Origin of the sequence: Nostoc sp., from assembly GCF_036917355.1 — a bacterium.
Lineage (GTDB): Bacteria > Cyanobacteriota > Cyanobacteriia > Cyanobacteriales > Nostocaceae > Nostoc.
The window spans coordinates 58,973-80,116 of record NZ_JBALDP010000005.1 but is presented as its reverse complement, the minus strand read 5'-3'; the positions used below and the strand labels follow the sequence as shown (position 1 = coordinate 80,116).

Sequence of the window (21,144 nt, the reverse complement as noted above, 5' to 3'; positions counted from 1 at the left end):
TCAGGATTCAGAATTGAGATGCATTACGGCGTTAGCCTACCACATCATGTTACCGAACCGTGCCGACTCCTGAATTCTGACGCAATTTCTACTCAGTTTCTCCTAAAGAGTTTAGTAGAAAGCGGGCAATTCTCTCAGATGCGCCGGGTGGGCCAAATCGCTCAGGACCATTTACTTTGCACTTAGCGAGGTAGTCGGAATCTTCTAAAGTTTCGACTACTCGTTTAGCTGCTTGCTTGAGAATCTCAGGGGTTGCTGGCTTAGTGCCAATGGTTTGAGCCGAAATGCCCGACAGCCGCGTTTGCGCTTCTGCAAATTGATAGGTAAATTGAGGACCCTCTCCAGGAATCTGGATGATAGGTTTCCCCATCGCTACAGCTAAATCCACTGCCAACCCTGCCATGCCAATGACGAGGGTAGAGTAATACAAGATATCACTGAAGGCATCTGAGTAACATCTCACTTCTACAAGCGGTGATTCTTCAGCAGAAGTTCCTGGAGGAAAATAGCTGAGTATGCCTTGATTCAGCTGCCAACCTTGACTTTTAGCAATTTCGTCTAATTGCTCCATCAAATTTGGTACTAAGGCGGCGCGAAACTGGAATCCTGACTTAGGCGTTATTTTGGCGATTTCTATCACCAGTTGCAACTGCAAACTGAAATTTCGCGCGGCTTCCGGCATCCGCGATCCTGGTAAGATTGCGATCGCAGGAATATCCGGTTTCAGGTACAAGTCTTTGCCAGTGGGGACAACGCGATCTAAAGCCGGAATCCCACCAAACCTAGCCTTAGCTATACCTTGCCGTTGGAGATCGGAAGCTGTATAGGAATCTCTAGTAAAAACTGCCAGACATCGGGAAGAATTAAGGTCGTGCCACAGTAGTGGATTGATACGCAATTGCCCTTCATAGAGGGCAGAAAGACAGGAAATAAAAGAAACGAAGGGACGCTTTGTTAAGTAAGCAAATGTCTGGGAGACAAAATCCCCAGTAGACATAATTAAATCGCAGTTAGGAGCATACTGCAACACCGCTTGTAATTGTCGCCACGTTAACCCAATCAATCCCGATTGAAAATCTTTGAGCATATAGAGGCGCTTCATGTAAAAGAATCCGCCAGAGGGCATTACTTGTGTGGGCCCAATAATGGGAATGTCCAAGCTGCGGTAAGCTTTTCCTTCTCCCACAATTGGCATTGCCGCCATCTCAATCGAAGGACACAATTGGCGCAGGGTCTGAATAACATGAGAGGTATGGTTGTCCTCTCCGTGGCCGTTACTGATAAACAAGATTCGCTTAGAAGGCATCTTGGGGTTTGGATAGGTCTAAAATGCTTGTTTTGTGAGATTTTTAACCTACATTGGGTGAGTAGGCTAAGAAATTGATAGTATTTTTACTATTGAGAGTTTGTAATTTTATAGACAAATCTACAAAGTTACTTTTTCAGGTGTAAACCGAAATGGAATTATTGCTAATTCCTGGTTTTGCAAATGCTAATCTATCAGAGAATACAGTATTAGGAGTACAAGCGCTACGGGTACATCCATCTGAGTTCAATTCCAATATGCAGTAATTGTTGCAACTTCTGCATTATGTAACTTCTTGGCAAATATAGGTTAAATATTCTATTTTGTTAAAATTCAAATTTTTTGTAGATACTCAGGTGGCACACAATCGACTAACCAAACACCATTAGCAGAACAATAGAAGATATAACCCGCTTGATGCATTGCCGCAGTATTTACAGCAAAAACCACTGGTTTTCCATGCCTTGCACCAACAGTTTGTGCTGTTTCTATATCCTTTGATAAATGGACATGATGTCGCGACATTTTGCAAAGTCCTGTTTGCAGAATTAACTCTACAGATTTGCGTCCTGTGCCGTGATAAAGCCGATCTGGAGGAACAACAGCTTCTAATTGTAAATCGACTTTTACACTATGTCCTTGGTTTGCACGAATAAGATTACCTGTAGAATCAAAAGAAAAGCGTTGTTTCTCGTTGAATTCAACTACCACCTGTAATTCCTGGCGGGTAATCGGAAACTTATTTTGAGCACAAGCGGTAAGTAAGTCATCAACAGCAACCCAACCACCAGGAGCAAGTTTAATGCCAATGGCATCTGGCGTATGTCGCAGATATTTGCTGAGATATTTGCTGATTTTGACGAGTCGAGAATCACTCATTTGATTAAGTAGTCATTGGTTATTAGTCATTGGTCATTAGTCATTGGTTATTAGTCATTAGTCATTTGACTCTCATGTTGCAGTTTGATTGTGGTTAATATATTTATACTACAATAGATTTTTTTGTAGTATCAGATTTTTATTGATGGTTTTATTTTGTGTAAATTGACAGAATTTGTCTTCCCATCATAGCTAATGCCACTCCAACGATCGCAATGAGTGTCACCTTTCCGCCAGGAACGAGTGGTTGATTTGTGCTATCTGAGTTTTCCCGTTGCTTCCAACTCATTAACGCCGGAATAATTCCACCTAGAACTGAAATACTAAATGTTCCAGTGTAATCTAGGGCAGTAAAAAAGATGCTGGGGTTAAGCGTTCCGAGAGTCATCGGCGGGAAAAGAACCAGGGAATAGAGGGGTAAGCGGCTAGAAAGTTGCCACTGTGCAGGTAGGAAAATATCTTTGAACAAATCCAGCAACCCGTACACAAATCCAATGAATGATGTAACGATCGCAAACTCTGAAAAAATGGATACTAGCACTCCTAACCATTGCCCCGCACTACCTCCTCGGAGAATTTGTAGTGGATCGAAAACACTTGTTCCATCGGATGTGCTATCTAGCATATCGGGACTGACGCTTCCTAAAATTACGGCATTCCAAGCCAAGAACATAATTAAAGGAATTACAGAACCAATAAAGATGGACTGACGAATTTTGCGGGCATCCCCTTCGAGTTGCGTCACAACCAATGGCACAACGTTTTGGAAAAACAGCGCCACAGACATCACTGAAATGGCACTACCAAGGGCACTCCAGTTTTGAAATAATAGTTGGGCACTCTGAATATGCCTTCCTCCTAGAAATAATAGTCCTAAGAAAGAAACGATCACAATTCCAACAAAGGCGCTGTTTAATTTCTCAATAAACTTTTCTCGCCCAAGATACATAATGCCACCAAATAAGAACGTGAAAGCCATTGTGCCCACCCACGTCGGCAATATCTGCATACCCCAGACTTTTGCCACCGCCACTCCTAAAATCTCTCCGCCTTCGGTGATGTATGCCACCAAGAGAGCATAATGCATGAATAAATATGCACCGCCAGCAATTCGCGCTCCCACCTTACCAAGGATCTTTTCAACAACTCCTAAAAAACCTATACTTGAAAGCCCTTCTGTTCGCATCGTGTTTAAGGTAACTTCTGCAACCAATAACCCTGACACTAAAGCGTAGAGCCAAACAGCAATTAGTCCAGATGTGGATGGCACAATACCCGATGGCAGGGTAACGGCTGGTAGAGCGAGAATCCCAGCCCCAACAGTGGTTCCTGCAATCAATGCACTACTTCCAAATACACTACCCGGTTGATGATTGAGTTTTTTGCCATCAAATTCGAGATGAGAAAACAACTGAGTGACTTGCTCTGAATTTTTTAGAACGGTCTTTATGGGAACCATACTGAATATCCGTACCTAAACCAAACAATATTAACATACGTAAATATTATTCGTAAAAGCCCTGATTTTCTTGGTTTTTCAAGCAAATTTTCTGCTAAATAAGCGATCGCTACTTCATTATCAACACAATTTTTGGATTACAAATGTCACTTGTAGCACTTTATTAATTAAATAGACCACGTAGAGAAAAACCCAGAGAAATTGTACCGTTAGAAGAAGACAGAACAGGAGTGCGATCGCCCACATCACCCCATCACCAGAAGTGCGACGCCGATAGCGTACTCCTTTCCTGCGGAACGCTACGCGAACGGAGAAGCAAGCTACGCGTAGCGTCTCGTAGAGAAGCGGTAGCGAGTCATCGAGCGTCATAGCCCGTCGTAGACATCGCCAAGTTTAAGAATATTCTTTGTTTACTTGCCTCTGCACAGATACAGTCATAATATGAGTTAAAGGTGATATTCTCGTGAAAATATGTATAAGTAATAATGACGTGGGAGGTAGAATTCACAAACGAGTTTGAAATGTGGTGGGTTGAGCTAGACGACAGCACCCAAGTTGCAATAGATACAGTAGTGCGACTACTTGAGGCGCGGGGGCCAGAACTTCCTTTTCCCTACAGTTCAAAAATAAACGGCTCACGTCATTCCCACATGAGAGAGTTGAGGGTGCAACACAGAGGAGAACCGTACCGAATACTCTATGCATTTGATCCAAGGAGAGTCGCCATTCTTCTTCTTGGAGGAAACAAGGGAGGAGACGATCGCTGGTACGAGGAGAATGTGCCAAAAGCAGATACGTTATTATATGACGAACATTTAGAAGAATTAAAAACAGAAGGGTTCCTATGAAGACGAAGCCATTTAATGAACTTCGCAAAAAAATGACTCCTGAACAACAAGCAGAAAGTGAGATGCAAGCAAACCTTGCATTGCTCAAATTGACACTTTCTGAACTTCGAGAGTCCCTTGGACATACTCAAAGCGATGTTGCGAAAAATATGGGAGTGGTACAATCGGCACTTTCAAAAATTGAGCATCAGGATGATATTCAAATATCCACCCTCTCTCGATACATTAAATCTCTTGGCGGAAGTCTGACAATCATAGCGCGTTTTCCCGATCGAGAGGTTGTTATTTCTCAGTTTGATTGATATTCGACTGGTGAGCGTCGCCACATCAACCCCATCACCATAAGTGCGATCGCCCCTGGTAAAGTAGCAGATGCGTAGGCGAAGCCCATCGAAGATATTGCACTGACAACTGCGCTCAATTTTTCCATCCCCGCGAGGGGTAATAAATTGAAAACTTCTCATAACGCGATTTGTGTTCTCAAACTGGGGTTTGAGTTCTCATTTGAGTATATTTAGTACGCAAAAGCTAATATTGAGTTCTCAAACTAGGGTTTGAGTTCTCATTTAAGTATATTTAGTACGCAAAAGCTAATATTGAGTTCTCAAACTGGGGTTTGAGTTCTCATTTGAGTATATTTAGTACGCAAAAGCTAATATTGAGTTCTCAAACTGGGGTTTGAGTTCTTTTTTGCGTAATTTACTGATTTATTAGTAATTCACAGTGTAATAAAAGCTAATAGAGATTTGCAGGAATTTCCTCAGGCTGATCGATACGGAAGTTTTTTAAAGTAAAGAAGCTTAAATCAGTGAATTCAAAAACTGATAACCAAATAAATAACCGCATTCAAAGGTACATTTTATGGCTAGACTAAAAAGAACTTCCCAAGTGCTAGAAAAAGCAGCACGTCGTGCAGCCAGTATCAGTTCAATTGATCCAAACTTAGATGTGAGTAATGGACTCACTTTATTTGCCTACTCAAGCCTAATTGAGACAATGCGAAATAAAGAAAATACTTACAACACTGCGCTTTCTAACCTAGATAAGATATACCGTGAAATGTTAGAAACAGAGCAGCAGTTAGCAGACATGACAGAACACATACTCATGGGCATTGGGGCTAAATATGGCAAAAGCAGTGTAGAGTATGGTATGGCGGGAGGAGTTCCTAAAAACCAACGCCGCAAGGGATTGCGAGGTGAATCGCCAATTGTTAGTAATGAGCCACCGTCAATGATTGTTGGTGTGAATAGCAATGGCAAAGTAAAAGCATAGCGTGTGTTACGGCTTTAGCCTAACGCACCATCTTCACGTCAGCCCCATTAGCAAAAGTGCGATATACGATATGAGAGTATGAATATAAAGCTTTTATCCTGCTATTAGTGTTGCTGTCTTACTCGTCGCGGTAAACCTGTTTACGATGCGCTACTTTCACAACACTAACTAGTAATACATCATCAAAAATATCGTATATAACTCCGGTAACTGCCGACTCGGATTCGATAACCATTGTCCGAATCTTCTAGCTTAACAATGCCGTTAGGGCGGGGATTATCAGCTAGATCGTCAATTTTTGTTTGTATCCTTGTCCGTACTTTTATAGGTAATTTTTTAAGTTATTTAAATGCAGCATTAGAAAATTCAATTTTATATTGATTCACTGTCTAATTCTCGTTTAACTTGCTCCCAAGGAATAGTGCCATTTTTCTTAATATCTTCCCGTTCTTCATGTAAAGCTTTAATATCCTCTTGGTCTTCTGCTTTACGAATGTCTAAAAGTTCTATGACATCCTCTAAAGTATCTTCATAAGCTTGTTCTAATCGCTCATAAATAGCTTTGATTAAAGCTTTTTTTCTCGTTGTAGTTTCCATTTTTATCTCAATTCCAACATATAGTGAGTTTTGCTTCAATAAAGTTACTATAGCCTATCAGTATAATTTTACTGTACAGCCGATCCGATAGCCGTTTAACTGAATAAATGTCCAATTTGCGTAGAAACTTTGCTGGGAATTTAACTTTTCAATCCAATCCCACAGAAAACAATTTACCAACTTGCGCCAAATCTACATTTCCACCGCTAATGATGACACCAACTCTCGCCTCTGGTGCTGTCACCACACCTTCGAGTAAGGCTGCTGCTGCAAGTACTCCCGTAGGTTCAACGACAATTTTCAGACGTTCCCACAAGAAAAACATGGTGCGAAGAATCGCCTCTTCCGATACCGTCACCATATCATCGACGTAATGCAGCACCAAGGGGAAAGTAATTTTACCAAGGCTAGGAGTTCGCGCGCCATCAGCGATGGTATTAGGATTTTTGACTGTTTGTAAGGTTTTGGTGTGAAAGGAGCGGGTAGCATCATCGGCAAGGGCTGGTTCTACCCCGATGACTTTACAATTGGGTAAAAGTGACTTGGCTGCGATCGCACATCCTGAAAGTAATCCGCCACCGCCACAACAAACTAATAGTAAGTCTAACTCACCAACTTCTTGGATTAATTCTAAAGCAGTTGTCCCCTGTCCGGCGACTACATGAGGATGATCGTAAGGGGGAATGAGTGTCAAAGAGCGCTCATCTGCTAAATTTTGGGCTAATTCTTCTCGGTTTGTTTCTTGGCGATTGTACAAAATTATCTCTGCACCATAACCACGAGTAGCAGTTTGTTTGACAGCGGGAGCATCATCAGGCATGACAATGGTGGTGGGAATATTTAGTAATTGTCCAGCTAAAGCGATCGCTTGGGCATGATTTCCCGACGAATAGGTGAGAACGCCTGTTTGTTTTTCTGCTACCGATAGTTGGGCTAGGGCGTTGTATGCGCCTCTAAATTTAAATGCCCCCGTGCGTTGAAAGTTTTCGCACTTAAAAAACACTTGGCTATTGGTGCGATCGTTAACGATTCTAGATGTTAGTACAGGTGTGCGATGGGCAATCCCTAAAATTCGCTTTTGTGCTGCTTGCACGTCACTTATAGCAACGGAATTAGGTTGTGTCATTGATGACAATATGTAAGAATTCAGGAATAAGAATAGTTAAAAAAATCAGCAAAATATTTGATAACAAATATACTAAGTATACTAGATTCTTTCTAAAATCCGACTCTTGGGTGCTGAATTCTGACAATGAGATTAAATATTCTTGCTCTTGTTTATATAGATACAGATTTTTCTATTTGCACCTAATATCCTGGATTTAAGCATACTCATTTCAGGTGGATAGCATCATTTTTTTTCACCATAAAAATAGCTACAGCAGACATTATATATTGCTGTAGCTAAATTTATAAACGTTAAATAAGAATCCAGAAGTCAGAACATATTAACGGGAAATTTAAACCAATTTAAATTACATTCTGAATTGTTATCTCCTGACTTCTGAATTCTTTTTGTTAAATTAATTAACTCAAGTTCGCCATTTTTTTAACATGAATCAAACATACGGAAGTCGGCAAAAAAGAACTGCTCTAATTACAGGAGCGGCTAGTGGTATAGGTTATCAATTAACCCAGATTTTTGCCCGTCATAATTATAATCTTGTATTAGTAGATAAGAATGAACAAAAACTTATTGAAATTGTAGATGAATTTCCCCAAAAGTTTGGCATTTTTGTCAAAATTTTTGTTAAGGATTTATCTATCCCCACATCCCCAGAAGAAATTTTTACAGAATTACAGCAAGCATCCATCAAGATTGATGTGCTAGTTAACAATGCTGGCTTTGGTACTTATGGAGCATTTAGCGAAACAGACCTCAGCACTGAATTGAAAATGCTTCAGGTAAATATGGTTAGCCTGACTCATTTAACAAAGTTGTTCCTCAAAGATATGGTCGAGCAAAACTATGGAAAAATATTAAATGTGGCCTCGGCGGCTGCTTTTCAACCGGGGCCTTTAATGGCAGTTTATTTTGCTACTAAAGCCTATGTATTATCATTTTCAGAAGCGATCGCGAATGAATTAGAGGGCACAGGTGTCAACGTAACTGTTCTTTGTCCAGGCCCAACAGCATCGGAATTCCAACAAAATGCTGCAATGGAAGATTCAAAGATTGCTAACGTTAACAGAATGATGGATACGGAAACCGTTGCTAGGATTGGTTATCGGGGCTTAATGAAAAACAAAACTGTTGTTGTTCCTGGGATGAGAAATAAGATATTAACTGAAAGCGTCAGATTTACGCCCAGAAATTTAGTTACAAAGGTTGTTAGAAGTATGCACGAACTCCAAAAAAAGAGGTAGTTGTAAATTTTATACTCTTTTCAAGAAGACCCGAACAATGAATTTTTTAGACGACATAATTTATTGTTCTGGTTTAAGCATTTGCCAAAAATCAGCTAAGATTTCGCTTTAGTAATTCCAACTAATAAATTACCCATCCTACAAAAATACAGTTAGAGACTTTTTCTTTGGAAGTCTCTAACTGTTTTACTGACTTTTCACGGTGTATAAGAAACCTGTTTTCTACTACCGAAGAGATTTCGTGTAGCCTCTATTACTTCTTCCAAGGGCCCCAGATAGCTAAAGTAATACCAGGGCTTTGAATGTTGACGAACAAAGTACGACCATCAGGTGAGAAACAGGCTCCAGCAAACTCACCTGTTTGGAGGGCATTACGTGCAAATTTGTAGATTTCACCACTGGGAGTAATACCAATCAAGAAATTGTCACCGTCTCCGTCCTCACAGAGAATCAGATCGCCAAAAGGTGCTACAACTAAGTTATCGGGCATATCGAGTTCATCTTTAGATTGAGACTCGACAAACAATTCAATTGTCTCTTCACCTGGAATGTAGCGCCATACCTGACCACCGCCTACAGGACCACCATCTGTAGCAGTAAAGTAAAATTCTCCTTTGCCTTTCTTGTCCTTCTTATCCTTGTTGTCTTCATAATAAATGCCTTCCCCACGGCTAAACTGGGCTGCACCTAAGTTGCGCCCTTGCACTCTGACATTATCTGTAGTTGTTGGGTTGGGGTCAGGAATATTCACCCAATCTACAGACAACTTCTGTCCTACTACGAAACCGGTCTTGGTGTTGACTCCTGGTCTACCTACAATCCTTAGAGCTTGAAGAATGCCTCCTTCTTTTAACCGACCAGGAACTTTCGGGATAAAACGGTAGAAGAGGCTATCTCCTTTATCTTCAGTTTGATAGACATATCCAGTTTTGGGATCTACAGCTATAGCCTCATGATTAAACCGTCCCATCGCAACTAGAGGCACTGGGTCTACAGGAGAGGTGGCGCTAGCTGGAACCTCAAAGTTATAACCGTGTAACTTTGTGACTCCATTAGTTGCACTTGGTATAGTTGTATCTTCTTCACAGCTAATCCATGAACCCCAAGGAGTTAAACCACCAGCACAGTTACGAATGGTTCCGCCGAGAGAGCTGAACTGTTTTATCAACTGGCGATCGCGTCCAACAACCAGAGTCGTAGTGCCACCTCTGCAAATGGGATCGTAGGGATTTGGTACTTGTACTCGTGTACCAGAATTGATGCTAAGTTCGTGATTGCGAACCAGAATGGTTGTGTTTTTGGGGCCAGGGAAGGCTGCCATACCATCATGATTACTAGGCTCTAGATTGCCATCGCTCATCAGGGTTCCAGTGCGAGAGATAACTTGATACTCAAATCCGCTTGGTAAATCTAACAAACGGTTGGGATCTGGTAAAAGTGGCCCATATCCTTTACCAAGTTTTTTACCAAAGGCTTTTCTGGCAAGAAGACCTTCCAAAGGAGACACCATCAAAGTGCCGACAGCAGTAGTACCTGCTACTGCAAAGAATTTACGTCTTGAGAGTGTCATGGGGATGATTTGGTTACTTAAGATAATGCTGAAGAAAAAATATTTGATTGTGATTAAGTTTGGGTAATGCTTTATTTAATTTAGGGTGAGTTAATCAAAGATGAATTTATATAAAATCTTTCCAAAATCGGCCAAATTGATGCATATAAGTTTTATCTAAACAGAATTCAGAATGAATTTTGTACGAAAAAGCGAATGAACAACAAGGTTTAAAACCCCCACCCAATCATGATTGGATGGGGGTTTATATTGGCGGGTCTGGAGCAAGACTCCGCAGGGTATCCTTCACTGAGTGCGAGTCCGCGTACCCTTAAGCGATCGCACTAGTAGTTCGCCAAGGAAACTTGGCGGGGTAAAGGGGGAAAGGGTTTAAATCCCTTAACCTTTTCCCTTTCCCCTTTTCCCAGTCCTCACTTAGCATTTTTGGGTTGGCAGACTACTAGAGCATCTTGATTCAGAATTCAACGCCCACCAATACGATCCAATACAGGTGTAGGCCAGCGATCGACTAGTTTGCCCAAGACTGACATTTCTTGAACCAAGCGGTCAAATTTCTCAGGGGTGAGAGATTGGGGGCCATCGGATAAAGCTTTTGCAGGATTCGGGTGAACTTCAATCATTAAGGCATCTGTACCAGCTGCGATCGCAGCCATTGCCATCGATGGCACATATTCAGACCTACCAGTACCATGACTGGGATCGATCGTAATTGGTAAATGGGTAAGCGATCGCAACACCGGAAGCACTGATAAATCTAAAGTATTGCGGGCATATTTACCATCAAAGGTTCTAATTCCTCGCTCGCAAAGAATCACATTGGGATTTCCAGATGCCATAATATATTCTGCCGCCATCAGCCACTCGTCAATTGTGGCAGACATACCCCGCTTCAGCAGCACTGGTTTATCTTGAGCGCCTACCTTTTTCAGCAACGAAAAGTTATGCATATTTCGCGCTCCGATTTGGATGATGTCAGCTACTCTTGCCACTGCGGATAAATCAGCAGCATCCATTAGTTCTGTAACGATACCCAAACCAGTAGCTTCCCGTGCTGCTGCTAATAAATCTAAAGCGCTTTCACCATAACCTTGAAACGCATAGGGTGAAGTACGGGGTTTGTAAGCTCCGCCACGCAGAAACTGTGCCCCAGCTGCCTTCACGCGCTTTGCCGTTTCGACAATCATCGCTTCATTTTCAACAGAACAAGGCCCGGCTACCACTACAATCGGATGATGTTCTCCGAAATAGACACGACCGTTAGGTGTCGGTACAACAACCTCGCTGGCTTCTCCATGTCGGAATTCTCGGCTTACTCGCTTGAAAGGTTGTTGCACTCGTAATACTTGCTCAATCCAAGGGCTAAATTCCTGAACCTGTAATTTATCAATGCTAGTGGTATCACCAATTAGCCCTAGTACAACTTTATGAGTGCCAACACTTTTTTCTACCGTGACTCCCCAAGTGTCACTCAGTTCTTGGCTAATGCGAGTAATTTCCTCAACAGGTGTACCGCTCTTAAGTATGATAATCATCTATTTTTCCTTCCGTATAGTTTTTGGGTGTAATATATTGACCCCTCTCCAAACCTCTCTCCGTTTCGGGGAGAGGCTTAAAAACCTTATTTTTTCATTGCTTCTATGAGGAGAGGTTCGTCTAGTGCAAAAATTCAGCCAGTTGTTCTAATTTTGTCCAAGCCGCGCCGCTTTGCAGAATTTCCTTGGCAAGGGCAATGCCTTTAACACAACCTGCTAAAACATCGGTTTCCCCATGAATAGCTTCACCAACTTGGAGTGCGAGGGCTGTATTTAAAGCAACTACATCTTGTTGCGCCTGAGTGCCTTTACCTTGCAAAACTGCCTTCAAGATTTGGGCATTTTCTTGGACATCTCCACCAGACAACGCCGCCGTTGGTGCAAAACTCAAACCAAGTTCTTGAGGATTGAGGGTCAAAGAGCGGACTTTTTTATCTTGGAGTACAGCCAAATCAGTGACATCTGCTAAACCAGCTTCATCTAAACGTTCCCGTCCGTGGAGGGCGATCGCTTGCTGACATCCCAGTTGGGATAATGCTTGAACAATTTCTTCTAGTAAAAGCGGGTCGTTGACACCAATAATTTGCCCTGTCGGTCGCATGGGATTTACTAGCGGGCCAAGCAAATTAAAAACAGTCCGCACCTTTAAAGTTTTTCGCAAAGTAGCGATCGCTTTAAGTGCAGGATGCCAGCCGGGAGCAAATAAAAAGGTGATTCCAACTTCGCCAACTGCGGCTTGCACTTTTTCAGGAGTGGCGTTGAGATTTATACCCAAAGCTTCCAGCACATCAGCAGAACCAGTCTTGCTGGATGCCGAACGATTGCCATGCTTGGCAACCTTTACCCCGGCGGCAGCGGCCACAAAGGCGACAGCAGTCGAGATATTAAAGGTTGAAGCACCATCTCCACCAGTTCCACAGGTGTCAATTAAGGGAGTTGGGAATTGGGAACACAACGACCGGCTCAGTGCATCGCTGGGAACTGGGGATTGGGATTGTAAGACGGTGGCCATGCCAACTAGTTCTTCGGCAGATACGCCTTTGGCTTGAATTGCGGCTAAAATCGCTCCTGATAGAACATGGGGAATGGCATCTGTGAGCCAACCTTGCATCAAATCCGCAGCTTGAAAAACTGTCAACGATTGCCGATTTAACAACTGTTGTAATAAAGCTGGCCAGTTGTAGAACTCAGAGGGAATGGAGATTTTATCGGGTGGAGTTTGCGTTACAGCGATCATATTTATTGGTCATTGGTAATTCACGAAGGACAAATGACGACAAGAAGAGAAAATTAAGGAATTAAGACTTTGGCGACAGTTTGCACATCTTTGTCACCTCTGCCGGAACAATTGATGATGATGCGGAGATTGCCTGTTAATTGAGGACAAAGGGTTTCTAAATATGCGATCGCATGAGCAGTTTCTAATGCTGGGATAATTCCTTCTAGCTGCGAAAGTCTTTGAAATGCGTCTAAAGCCTGTTTATCAGTCACACTGTAATATTCGGCGCGACCAAGATCCTTTAAATAACTATGCTCAGGGCCAACGCCGGGATAATCTAATCCCGCACTAATTGAATGGGCTTCGATGACTTGACCATCATCATCTTGCAATAAATAGCTCATTGCACCGTGCAATACACCTATTTTTCCTTTTGTCAAGGTAGCAGCGTGTTTTTCTGTATCTACACCTTCACCCGCTGCCTCGACTCCAATTAAACGCACCGAAGGTTCATGCATAAACTCATTGAATAAGCCGATCGCGTTGGAACCTCCACCCACGCAAGCCAGTAGAATATCTGGTAATCCTCCCCATTTCTCCTGAGCTTGAGCGCGAGTTTCTACACCAATTACCGCGTGGAAGTCACGGACAATCATCGGGTAGGGATGAGGCCCGGCAACGGAACCCAGGATGTAATGGGTTGTTTCCACGTTTGTCACCCAATCTCGAATTGCTTCCGAAGTTGCATCCTTGAGAGTTCCCGTACCTGCCTCCACTGGACTAACTTCTGCCCCCATTAATTTCATGCGAAACACGTTTAGGGCTTGGCGTTCCATATCATGAACGCCCATGTAAATCACACATTTCAAACCAAACCGCGCACATACAGTTGCAGTTGCTACGCCGTGTTGTCCTGCACCCGTTTCTGCAATCACTCGTTGCTTGCCCATGCGTTTAGCGAGTAACACTTGAGCCAACGCATTATTAATTTTGTGAGCGCCTGTATGATTTAAATCCTCGCGCTTTAAATAAATTTGCGGCCCTGTGCCATCTGGTCTAGCGTAGTTTGTTGTCAAACGTTCAGCAAAATATAATGGGCTGGGTCGTCCTACATAATCCCGCAATAAGTTTTGCAGTTCGGCTTGGAAACTCGGCTCGTTGCGATATTGATGAAATGCTGCTTCTAATTCACTTAATGCAGGCATTAAGGTTTCTGGGACGTATTTACCGCCGAACTTGCCAAACCTACCCAGAGAATCTGGTTGTTGAGTTGCAGTCTTGATGTCTTGTATGCTTACCACTGTTTAAAATCCTTTTACGTTTAAGTATTTTTTACTTTCGTTACGCCGCGTGTGACTTTCTCTTAAACCTAACCCCCAACCCCTTCCCTACCTCTCCCTAACCCTCTCCTACCAGGAGAGGGAAGCGGAAAAACTTTTGTTGCTGTCAGGGGAGTAAGAATCAAAGCCTCTCTCCCTGCGGGGGAGAGGTTTGGAGAGGGGTTCTACGCGTCTCGTTCTAACTTTTTAGAACTTATGCCACGGCTGAATCATCTTTGCGTTTTCCTTTCCCAGGTTTTATAGGTATAGCCCAGGTTTCTGTGATTCAAAACGTCTATGGGGCGCACCAAATCCTTAGAGTCAAAATTTGGTAATAGGGATAATAAATCTCCTAATGCCGTAGCTTTGGGCGTAGACATACCGCCATCCCAAGGCCACATTAGGTCTTTAAGATTGTGTCCGTAAGGCTGACCATTGGCAGGATAAAAATCGCTACCTTGATGACCGTTTTCTTGCCATTCTGCCCAAAGTCGGTCTACGTTCGCATGATGCAACCAAAACACTGGGTCATAAGGCGAACTTGGGATATTGCTCATAGTACCCAAGCCTTTAAACTTTACGGGTCTTGTGCTTGCGTCTATTTGTGCCCCACCGACTAAACCATGAATGTAATTGTGGATAAATCCTCCGGGGGTGACTTTACCCTGCTCATCTACAGAGATGAATCCTTCTAAAGCAGGGCGAAATAGAGAATAGTTATTAAGACGAAGGGCACGCTCAACATCTATTTTGGGCACAGGATAATCACTGGCTGGAGGTAGTCTGAGAAAGCGGACAAGTGATGTACCTAATGATGTTTGGGTGTCTGGGTCAATATTTAATGCTGGATTCATAACCCAGCCATTTGCAGCCGAAAAAGCCCCAGGCACAGCGCCGCCTGTAAAGTTTCCCTGATTTGGAATTTTGATGGTTACTCCTTGACCGTTAGAACCAAGAAAGTCATCATTAAAAATTACATCAAGTGCTTTGGCATCTGTCCAATCCCAGTATGGCAGAGTAACAGTTGGGTCTACTGTTTGTAAAGCTTGTTCAAATCTGCGGATATATTCTCGATGCCAGGGGAAAAATGCGGCATTTTCATGAGCAAGTTCTTGAACGGAACCATCGGAATGTCCTTTATGGTTATGAATTAAGCGTGTTGCCCCTATATGTATAGCAACGAATTGGTCGTAAATACTGACCTTGCTACCTGCGGGTATGACAGTTTTTAAGGTTTTGATAGCCTTGACGAAGGCTGTTTTCTCTACTGCTGTCAGGTCAGTTACGTTCTTTCTTACAGCTAGGTGAGCGTATTGCCCTGGAAGATTATGATTCCAATGGTATTTGTATTGTCTGTGATTAATGCGATCGTGGGCGAAAACTGTAAGCGCACACGTGCTAACTATAAGTATGCTATAAATTAATATTTTGACAGATTTCAGTAGGGATTTCATTATCTTAATGGAAGCAGAGGGGCAGGGGAGCAGAGGGGCGCTACGGTGTATACACAAGTCTGAAATAGTTTACTCACCTGGTTTTACCCCACCCTAACCCTCCCCGTATGTATTGGGGAGGGAACTAGATTTCTTGTTTACCACCTTTCTAAGGGGGAGGGAACTAGTAGTTCGCCAAGGAAACTTGGCGGGGTAAAGGGCAAGGGGGAAAGGGAAAAGAAGATGTTTACTCCTTTAACCTTTAACCTTTCCCCTTTTCCCAGCCTTCACCTAACAATTTTGGGTTGGCAGACTACTAGATTTCTTGTTTCCCCCCTTTACAAGGGGGGATTAAGGGGGGTAATTTAACTTGTGTATACACCCTAAGTCTGCGGATGGATTTATCTCACCTCTTGAAGAGATGGACTTTCTGTAATGGCTGTTTTAAGTTCTCGACAAAATTCTTCTACGGCTTGCAATCCTTCTGTTGGGCTACCTTCAGCTAAACGTTTGACAAAGGCGCTGCCAACAATCACTGCATCTGCACCCCATTCCATGACTTGATGTGCCTGTTCTGGTGCGGAGATGCCAAAACCAACGCCGATGTGTTTATCGGTGACGCTTCGCAACTCGGTAATTAAATGCTCTACGCGGTTTTGGATTTGAGGGCGGATACCTGTAACGCCTGTAACACTAACTAGATAGATAAAACCCTGAGATTGACGAGCGATCGCAACAATTCTATCTTGAGAACTGGTAGGAGCTACGAGTAAAATTACCTCAATTCCAAAAGAAGCAGCAGTCTGTATTAATTCTTCTGCTTCTTCTAAGGGTAAGTCTGGTACTACCAACCCTTGCACCCCAGCAACGGCAATTTGCGCTAAAAACGACTTAATACCCCGGTGCAAAATGGGATTGTAGTAAGCAAATAGAATTATCGGCGCTTTGAGGCTAGGAATCACTACGTGTAACATCTCTAGCACTTGCTCTAATGTCGTGCCTTTTTGTAAAGCGCGGGTTGCTGCCGCTTGAATCACAGGCCCATCTGCGAGAGGATCGGAGTAGGGAATGCCTAATTCAATAAAGTCAGCACCGTTGCGATCTAAGATACGTAAGGCTTCGGCAGTGGTTTCTAAGTTAGGATCGCCTGCTGTGATAAAAGGGATTAAAGCACACTGTTGGCGATCGCGTAAAGTTTGAAAGGAATCGGAAATAGAGGTCATGCTGAAAAATAGTTAATGATTGTTTAATAGTTTTAGAATAATTGACACTTAACAATTAGCGATGCCCATGCTAAATTTTTTGTTAATGAGTCTTTGATACTCGTGAATGAGGCTTTTATCTCCGTTAATGAGTCTTTTATCTCCGTGAACGAGTCTTTTATACTCGTGAACGAGGCTTTTATCTCCGTTAACGAGGCTTTTATACTCGTGAACGAGTCTTTTAGCTCCGTTAACGAGTCTTTTATCTCCGTGAACGAGTCTTTTATACTCGTGAATGAGTCTTTTATCTCCGTTAACGAGTCTTTGAACTCCGTCGTCGAGTATCAAAGCTTCATTTTTTAGGTTTACCTCAGCATTCAGCACTCAAAATCTCACGCACAGCTTGTTCTACATCGCTTTGTTTAACTAAAGACTCGCCAATCAAAACCGCACGTGCGCCAGCTTCAGCAACAAGAGATAAATCAGCAGGTGTATACAATCCAGATTCACTGACGACGGTGATATCCAAACTTTGTAATTGTTGTTGACGCTCTGCCAAGAGTTGCTGTGTTGTTCCTAAATCAAGGGTAAAATCTTCTAAATTGCGATTGTTGATTCCTACTAAACTTAGGTTATCAAGCTTTAGCACTCGATCCAGTTCAGCCAAGGTATGGACTTCTACCAGTGCAATCATGCCCAAATCGTGAATTACTCGCAAAAAATCTTGGAGTTCTCGATCTGATAAAATAGCTGCAATCAACAATACTGCATCTGCGCCTGCTGTCCGTGCTAAATAAATTTGATAGCGGTCAATGATGAACTCCTTGCACAGTAAGGGTAATGCAACTTGTTGACGCACATTCCGCAGATTATCAAAACCGCCCTGAAAGAACTTTTTGTCAGTCAAGACTGATAGACAAGCTGCACCGCCTCGTTCATAAGCTTGAGCAACAGCAACTGGGTCAAAATCTGCGCGGATAACCCCACGGCTAGGTGATGCCTTTTTTACTTCAGCAATTAAGCTAGGTTGGTTGGGATTATCTTGTAAAGCAGTCAAGAAATTTCGCACAGTCGGGGCTGTATTTAACTTTTGTCGCAAGGAGGCTAGAGGCAATTCTTGCTGCATTTGTGCAACTTCTTGCCTTTTATGCGACACAATTTCTTCAAGAATATGGCGGGAAGGAGCAACTTGGTTAGTCATAATTTGGAAAAGGTAGTGGAGATGGTGAAATAAGTAATTATTCTCGCATTCTTGTTATTCTCGTTTATTCCTCGTTTTCTCGTTCCCAGATTCCATCTGGGAATACATTCTGTGCAGGCTCTGCCTGCGTTGATACAATTAATCTCGATATGAAGGAGGCGGAGCCTCAAGGATGGCATTCCCACGCAGAGCATGGGAACGAGGCTAATGACCAATGACTAATGACTCTTTGACTTGCGTATATACACGCACAACATTTTTAATTATTTTCAGACCGACTTCTCCGCCTAAAGTCATGATTGATTCTGGATGAAACTGAACGGCGGCGATAGGAAGTGTCTGATGTTCAATGCCCATAATTACGTCGTCATCAGAAATCGCTGTTACTTTGAGTTCTTTTGGTAAACGTTGCGGTAGAGCAAACAATGAGTGATATCTACCGACTGCAAAGGATTCCGGTAAGTTTTTAAAGGTGACAGAATTAGAATCGGTGACGAAAATCCGTGAAGATTTTCCATGTTGAGGGTAGTTGAGAACTCCCAATTCGCCATCAAAAGCTTCAACGATGCCTTGCAATCCCAAACAAACTCCGAAAATAGGAATTTGGCGATGCAGAAGGGCGCCGACAGTCTCGGAAACCCCAAAATCACTTGGTCTACCAGGGCCAGGAGATAATACAACTAAGTCAGGGCGTTCTGTATCGAATAACGATTCCGAGAAACCATGACGCAGTGTAGTGACGCTTGCACCAGTTTGGCGAATGTAATTGGCTAGGGTATGAACAAATGAGTCTTCGTAGTCTATTAATAAGATGCGTTTGCCAGAATTTACACCTGGAATCTGTTTACTTAATTTTAGAGAACCAGACTCATCAATTTTCTGACTCGTTTGCTTTACACGGCGAATTGTCTCAAATAAAGCAGCAGCTTTAGTAATTGTTTCTTGTTCTTCTGACTGTGGTATTGAGTCATAAAGGACAGTAGCCCCAACTCGCACTTCGGCGATGCAATCTTTTAATCGAATTGTCCGCAGAATTAAGCCAGTATTTAAATTCCCGTTGAAATTTAAATAGCCGACTGCTCCACCATACCAACGTCGGGCGCTCTTTTCGTGCTGTTCAATAAAATCTATTGCTGCCTTTTTAGGTGCGCCGGTGACTGTAACCGCCCATGTATGCGAAAGAAAGGCATCTAAAGCATCGAATTGCGATCGCAGTGTACCCTCAACATGATCTACTGTATGTATCAGGTGGCTGTATAATTCAATTTGGCGACGACCAATGACTCTTACTGAACCAGGTTCGCAGATTCGGGATTTGTCATTGCGATCGACATCAGTACACATGGTCAACTCAGCTTCATCTTTGTGCGAGTTGAGTAACTGACGAATTTGCACCGCATCGTCAAGAGCATCTTGTCCCCGGCTAATAGTGCCACTAATGGGACAAGTTTCTACCCGTCTACCTTCAACCCGCACAAACATTTCTGGAGACGCACCAATCAGATATTCGCCACCTAAATTAAAAATAAACCCATAAGGACTAGGATTGATTTCCTTTAAAGTATTAAATAGTTTGCTGGGTTCGTCTTCATAGCCTTCAAAAAAGTTTTGACTAGGAACAACTTCAAATAAATCACCTCTGCGGAAATAATCGAGTGCAACCTCAACTTTTTTCGCATATTCGCCTACTTTATGGTCAGCAGTTTGATTTGGTAAAAGATGTTTGCCGCGATAATCCACAGACTCACCTGTTCTCGGAAGATTCTTGGTGTTGCCGTGCGCTGTTTTAAAATCATATTGTAGGCGAAATGCACGTTGCTGATAGTAGTCAACAACAATCAATTCATCTGGCAAATAAAGCACAAAATCGCGTTGATCTGTAGGACGTTCTAGATGTTTGGTAATTGGTTCAAACTGAAAAACTAAGTCATAACCAAACGCACCATACAAGCCCAAATGCTCGTCTTCTTGACTAGAAAAAGTATATAGAATTTCGCGGACAACTGTAAATGATGAAGGCTGTTTACTACGTTCTTCTTCAGTAAATAATTTTTTTGTAGCTTTAATAAAACCTACAATATTGTTATCTTGTTGGGTGACGTTCTCAAGTTGTTCTGACTGGGATAGTCTCTCTAAAAGGAATGGCAAAAGTACTTGACCGCGTTCATTCAATGCTATCAAAGTGAAAGCATTATCCTGTGTAGTCAACTCTAATGGTGGATTGACAAATCCGATTGCCCATCTTTTGTATCTGCCTGGATATTCGTAGCTGCTCCTTAGCAACCCTCCACGCTGAGAATTTAAATGGAACAGAATGTCATCGAGGGCAGTGCCCATCTTAACTTCAGTGATGGAGCGAGAAACACTGACACCGCCAAGAGTATTGTAGGAACGTGAATCAAAAGCCATGAGTAATTTCTCTAGAATATTTGTTAGTCAATCATTAAGCAGCAACCATTAATCCTTTTTAGTAGTTATTTTCAAACCTAGAACAGACTTAGATTATTTTCTATCGATCTAAGTCAACATATTCTTTTTAAAAGATGTAATCAAAAACTTTTTACTTCTTATTTAAGAATACTAGATATCAAGCACATAAGATATTGAATAATTTTTCGATTGGGTGTCAATTTATTCGCTTTTTATACTGCTTTTCTAGTACATTTACCAATAATCCTATTTAAAAAAATCGCCTCCCCCAAAAGTAGTAAATAATCTCAGAAAACCTCTGCGTTCCTATCCTACGGGAAGGGGTTCGCGTAGCGTCTCGTAGAGAAACGCCTATGCGCTTCCCTGACTTTTCACGGCATCTGCAAAACCTCTCTCTAAATCTCTCTCCTAAAAGGAGAGAGATTTTGAATTTTCCCCCTTCCCGCGACGTGTTGGGAGCTAGGGGGTTAGGTTTTTGGTGGACTTTTCCACATAACGTGAAAAGTC

General features: G+C 42.5%; 20 protein-coding genes. 4 read left to right on the top strand and 16 right to left on the bottom strand.

Annotation, left to right across the window (positions count from 1 at the left end; all coding sequences use genetic code 11):
* Positions 1–88: 88 nt before the first annotated feature.
* From V7K53_RS01260 to V7K53_RS01245, 4 genes are all read right to left on the bottom strand, one after another.
* Positions 89–1,306, bottom strand: coding sequence for a lipid-A-disaccharide synthase-related protein (locus V7K53_RS01260; protein WP_335195877.1), 1,218 nt, complete (start codon positions 1,304–1,306; stop codon positions 89–91).
* 333 nt (positions 1,307–1,639) lie between these two features.
* The gene (locus V7K53_RS01255; protein ID WP_334899208.1) at positions 1,640–2,185 is read right to left on the bottom strand and encodes an RNA 2'-phosphotransferase; all 546 of its coding nucleotides are present in this window, start codon (positions 2,183–2,185) and stop codon (positions 1,640–1,642) included.
* Between the two features lie 151 nt (positions 2,186–2,336).
* Positions 2,337–3,644, bottom strand: coding sequence for an amino acid permease (locus V7K53_RS01250; protein ID WP_335195876.1), 1,308 nt, complete (start codon positions 3,642–3,644; stop codon positions 2,337–2,339).
* Positions 3,645–3,764: 120 nt separating this feature from the next.
* Positions 3,765–4,013: a hypothetical protein gene (locus tag V7K53_RS01245; protein WP_335188529.1), complete on the bottom strand. Its 249-nt coding sequence runs from the start codon at positions 4,011–4,013 to the stop codon at positions 3,765–3,767.
* A gap of 116 nt (positions 4,014–4,129) precedes the next feature.
* On the opposite strand from V7K53_RS01245, the gene V7K53_RS01240 reads away from it, so the two are divergent.
* The gene (locus tag V7K53_RS01240; RefSeq protein WP_335195875.1) at positions 4,130–4,492 is read left to right on the top strand and encodes a type II toxin-antitoxin system RelE/ParE family toxin; all 363 of its coding nucleotides are present in this window, start codon (positions 4,130–4,132) and stop codon (positions 4,490–4,492) included.
* The gene (locus tag V7K53_RS01235) at positions 4,489–4,794 is read left to right on the top strand and encodes a helix-turn-helix domain-containing protein (RefSeq protein WP_335188533.1); all 306 of its coding nucleotides are present in this window, start codon (positions 4,489–4,491) and stop codon (positions 4,792–4,794) included. The genes V7K53_RS01240 and V7K53_RS01235 overlap by 4 nt, the downstream gene beginning before the upstream one ends.
* Here V7K53_RS01235 and V7K53_RS01230 read toward each other — a convergent pair.
* Complete coding sequence (locus tag V7K53_RS01230) at positions 4,782–4,922, bottom strand: hypothetical protein (RefSeq protein WP_335195874.1); 141 nt, start codon at positions 4,920–4,922, stop codon at positions 4,782–4,784. The genes V7K53_RS01235 and V7K53_RS01230 overlap by 13 nt on opposite strands.
* 431 nt (positions 4,923–5,353) lie before the next feature.
* On the opposite strand from V7K53_RS01230, the gene V7K53_RS01225 reads away from it, so the two are divergent.
* Positions 5,354–5,767 carry a hypothetical protein gene (locus V7K53_RS01225; RefSeq protein WP_229501192.1) on the top strand — a complete coding sequence of 138 codons (414 nt, stop codon included), beginning with the start codon at positions 5,354–5,356 and terminating at the stop codon, positions 5,765–5,767.
* A gap of 118 nt (positions 5,768–5,885) precedes the next feature.
* On the opposite strand, the gene V7K53_RS33965 is transcribed toward V7K53_RS01225, so the two are convergent.
* From V7K53_RS33965 to V7K53_RS01215, 3 genes are all read right to left on the bottom strand, one after another.
* A complete protein-coding gene (locus V7K53_RS33965; protein ID WP_442940459.1) occupies positions 5,886–6,002 on the bottom strand; it encodes a type II toxin-antitoxin system RelE family toxin in 117 nt (38 codons plus the stop codon).
* A 137-nt stretch (positions 6,003–6,139) separates the two neighbouring features.
* Positions 6,140–6,364, bottom strand: coding sequence for a hypothetical protein (locus tag V7K53_RS01220; RefSeq protein WP_334840469.1), 225 nt, complete (start codon positions 6,362–6,364; stop codon positions 6,140–6,142).
* Positions 6,365–6,512: 148 nt separating this feature from the next.
* Complete coding sequence (locus V7K53_RS01215) at positions 6,513–7,490, bottom strand: threo-3-hydroxy-L-aspartate ammonia-lyase (protein WP_335195873.1); 978 nt, start codon at positions 7,488–7,490, stop codon at positions 6,513–6,515.
* 428 nt (positions 7,491–7,918) lie between these two features.
* Here V7K53_RS01215 and V7K53_RS01210 point away from each other — a divergent pair, with 428 nt between their 5' ends.
* Positions 7,919–8,731 carry an SDR family NAD(P)-dependent oxidoreductase gene (locus tag V7K53_RS01210; RefSeq protein ID WP_335195872.1) on the top strand — a complete coding sequence of 271 codons (813 nt, stop codon included), beginning with the start codon at positions 7,919–7,921 and terminating at the stop codon, positions 8,729–8,731.
* Between the two features lie 253 nt (positions 8,732–8,984).
* On the opposite strand, the gene V7K53_RS01205 is transcribed toward V7K53_RS01210, so the two are convergent.
* The 8 genes from V7K53_RS01205 to V7K53_RS01170 form a co-directional block, all read right to left on the bottom strand.
* Positions 8,985–10,301, bottom strand: a complete 1,317-nt coding sequence (locus tag V7K53_RS01205; RefSeq protein WP_335195871.1) for an alkaline phosphatase PhoX — start codon at positions 10,299–10,301, stop codon at positions 8,985–8,987.
* A 461-nt stretch (positions 10,302–10,762) separates the two neighbouring features.
* A complete protein-coding gene (aroF, locus tag V7K53_RS01200; protein WP_335195870.1) occupies positions 10,763–11,833 on the bottom strand; it encodes a 3-deoxy-7-phosphoheptulonate synthase in 1,071 nt (356 codons plus the stop codon).
* A 121-nt stretch (positions 11,834–11,954) separates the two neighbouring features.
* Positions 11,955–13,070 carry an anthranilate phosphoribosyltransferase gene (trpD, locus tag V7K53_RS01195; RefSeq protein ID WP_335195869.1) on the bottom strand — a complete coding sequence of 372 codons (1,116 nt, stop codon included), beginning with the start codon at positions 13,068–13,070 and terminating at the stop codon, positions 11,955–11,957.
* Between the two features lie 53 nt (positions 13,071–13,123).
* Entirely contained in the window at positions 13,124–14,353 is a 1,230-nt protein-coding gene (gene trpB / locus V7K53_RS01190; protein ID WP_335195868.1) for a tryptophan synthase subunit beta, read from the bottom strand.
* A 248-nt stretch (positions 14,354–14,601) separates the two neighbouring features.
* Positions 14,602–15,825 (bottom strand): tyrosinase family protein, encoded by a 1,224-nt coding sequence (locus V7K53_RS01185; protein WP_335195867.1) that lies wholly within the window; start codon positions 15,823–15,825, stop codon positions 14,602–14,604.
* Between the two features lie 380 nt (positions 15,826–16,205).
* The gene (gene trpA, locus V7K53_RS01180; protein WP_335195866.1) at positions 16,206–17,027 is read right to left on the bottom strand and encodes a tryptophan synthase subunit alpha; all 822 of its coding nucleotides are present in this window, start codon (positions 17,025–17,027) and stop codon (positions 16,206–16,208) included.
* Positions 17,028–17,376: 349 nt separating this feature from the next.
* The gene (gene trpC, locus V7K53_RS01175; RefSeq protein WP_335195865.1) at positions 17,377–18,207 is read right to left on the bottom strand and encodes an indole-3-glycerol phosphate synthase TrpC; all 831 of its coding nucleotides are present in this window, start codon (positions 18,205–18,207) and stop codon (positions 17,377–17,379) included.
* A gap of 204 nt (positions 18,208–18,411) precedes the next feature.
* Positions 18,412–20,616, bottom strand: a complete 2,205-nt coding sequence (locus tag V7K53_RS01170) for an anthranilate synthase (protein ID WP_335195864.1) — start codon at positions 20,614–20,616, stop codon at positions 18,412–18,414.
* Positions 20,617–21,144: the final 528 nt, after the last annotated feature.

Coding starts and splice junctions, on each gene's coding strand:
- V7K53_RS01205 (WP_335195871.1), bottom strand. CDS start 10,301: ATGACACTCTCAAGACGTAAATTCTTTGCAGTAGCAGGTACTACTGCT.
- trpD (WP_335195869.1), bottom strand. CDS start 13,070: ATGATCGCTGTAACGCAAACTCCACCCGATAAAATCTCCATTCCCTCT.
- V7K53_RS33965 (WP_442940459.1), bottom strand. CDS start 6,002: ATGGTTATCGAATCCGAGTCGGCAGTTACCGGAGTTATATACGATATT.
- aroF (WP_335195870.1), bottom strand. CDS start 11,833: ATGATTATCATACTTAAGAGCGGTACACCTGTTGAGGAAATTACTCGC.
- V7K53_RS01185 (WP_335195867.1), bottom strand. CDS start 15,825: ATGAAATCCCTACTGAAATCTGTCAAAATATTAATTTATAGCATACTT.
- V7K53_RS01260 (WP_335195877.1), bottom strand. CDS start 1,306: ATGCCTTCTAAGCGAATCTTGTTTATCAGTAACGGCCACGGAGAGGAC.
- V7K53_RS01250 (WP_335195876.1), bottom strand. CDS start 3,644: ATGGTTCCCATAAAGACCGTTCTAAAAAATTCAGAGCAAGTCACTCAG.
- V7K53_RS01245 (WP_335188529.1), bottom strand. CDS start 4,013: ATGACGCTCGATGACTCGCTACCGCTTCTCTACGAGACGCTACGCGTA.
- V7K53_RS01230 (WP_335195874.1), bottom strand. CDS start 4,922: ATGGAAAAATTGAGCGCAGTTGTCAGTGCAATATCTTCGATGGGCTTC.
- V7K53_RS01235 (WP_335188533.1), top strand. CDS start 4,489: ATGAAGACGAAGCCATTTAATGAACTTCGCAAAAAAATGACTCCTGAA.
- V7K53_RS01210 (WP_335195872.1), top strand. CDS start 7,919: ATGAATCAAACATACGGAAGTCGGCAAAAAAGAACTGCTCTAATTACA.
- V7K53_RS01255 (WP_334899208.1), bottom strand. CDS start 2,185: ATGAGTGATTCTCGACTCGTCAAAATCAGCAAATATCTCAGCAAATAT.
- V7K53_RS01220 (WP_334840469.1), bottom strand. CDS start 6,364: ATGGAAACTACAACGAGAAAAAAAGCTTTAATCAAAGCTATTTATGAG.
- V7K53_RS01225 (WP_229501192.1), top strand. CDS start 5,354: ATGGCTAGACTAAAAAGAACTTCCCAAGTGCTAGAAAAAGCAGCACGT.
- trpA (WP_335195866.1), bottom strand. CDS start 17,027: ATGACCTCTATTTCCGATTCCTTTCAAACTTTACGCGATCGCCAACAG.
- V7K53_RS01170 (WP_335195864.1), bottom strand. CDS start 20,616: ATGGCTTTTGATTCACGTTCCTACAATACTCTTGGCGGTGTCAGTGTT.
- trpC (WP_335195865.1), bottom strand. CDS start 18,207: ATGACTAACCAAGTTGCTCCTTCCCGCCATATTCTTGAAGAAATTGTG.
- V7K53_RS01215 (WP_335195873.1), bottom strand. CDS start 7,490: ATGACACAACCTAATTCCGTTGCTATAAGTGACGTGCAAGCAGCACAA.
- V7K53_RS01240 (WP_335195875.1), top strand. CDS start 4,130: ATGACGTGGGAGGTAGAATTCACAAACGAGTTTGAAATGTGGTGGGTT.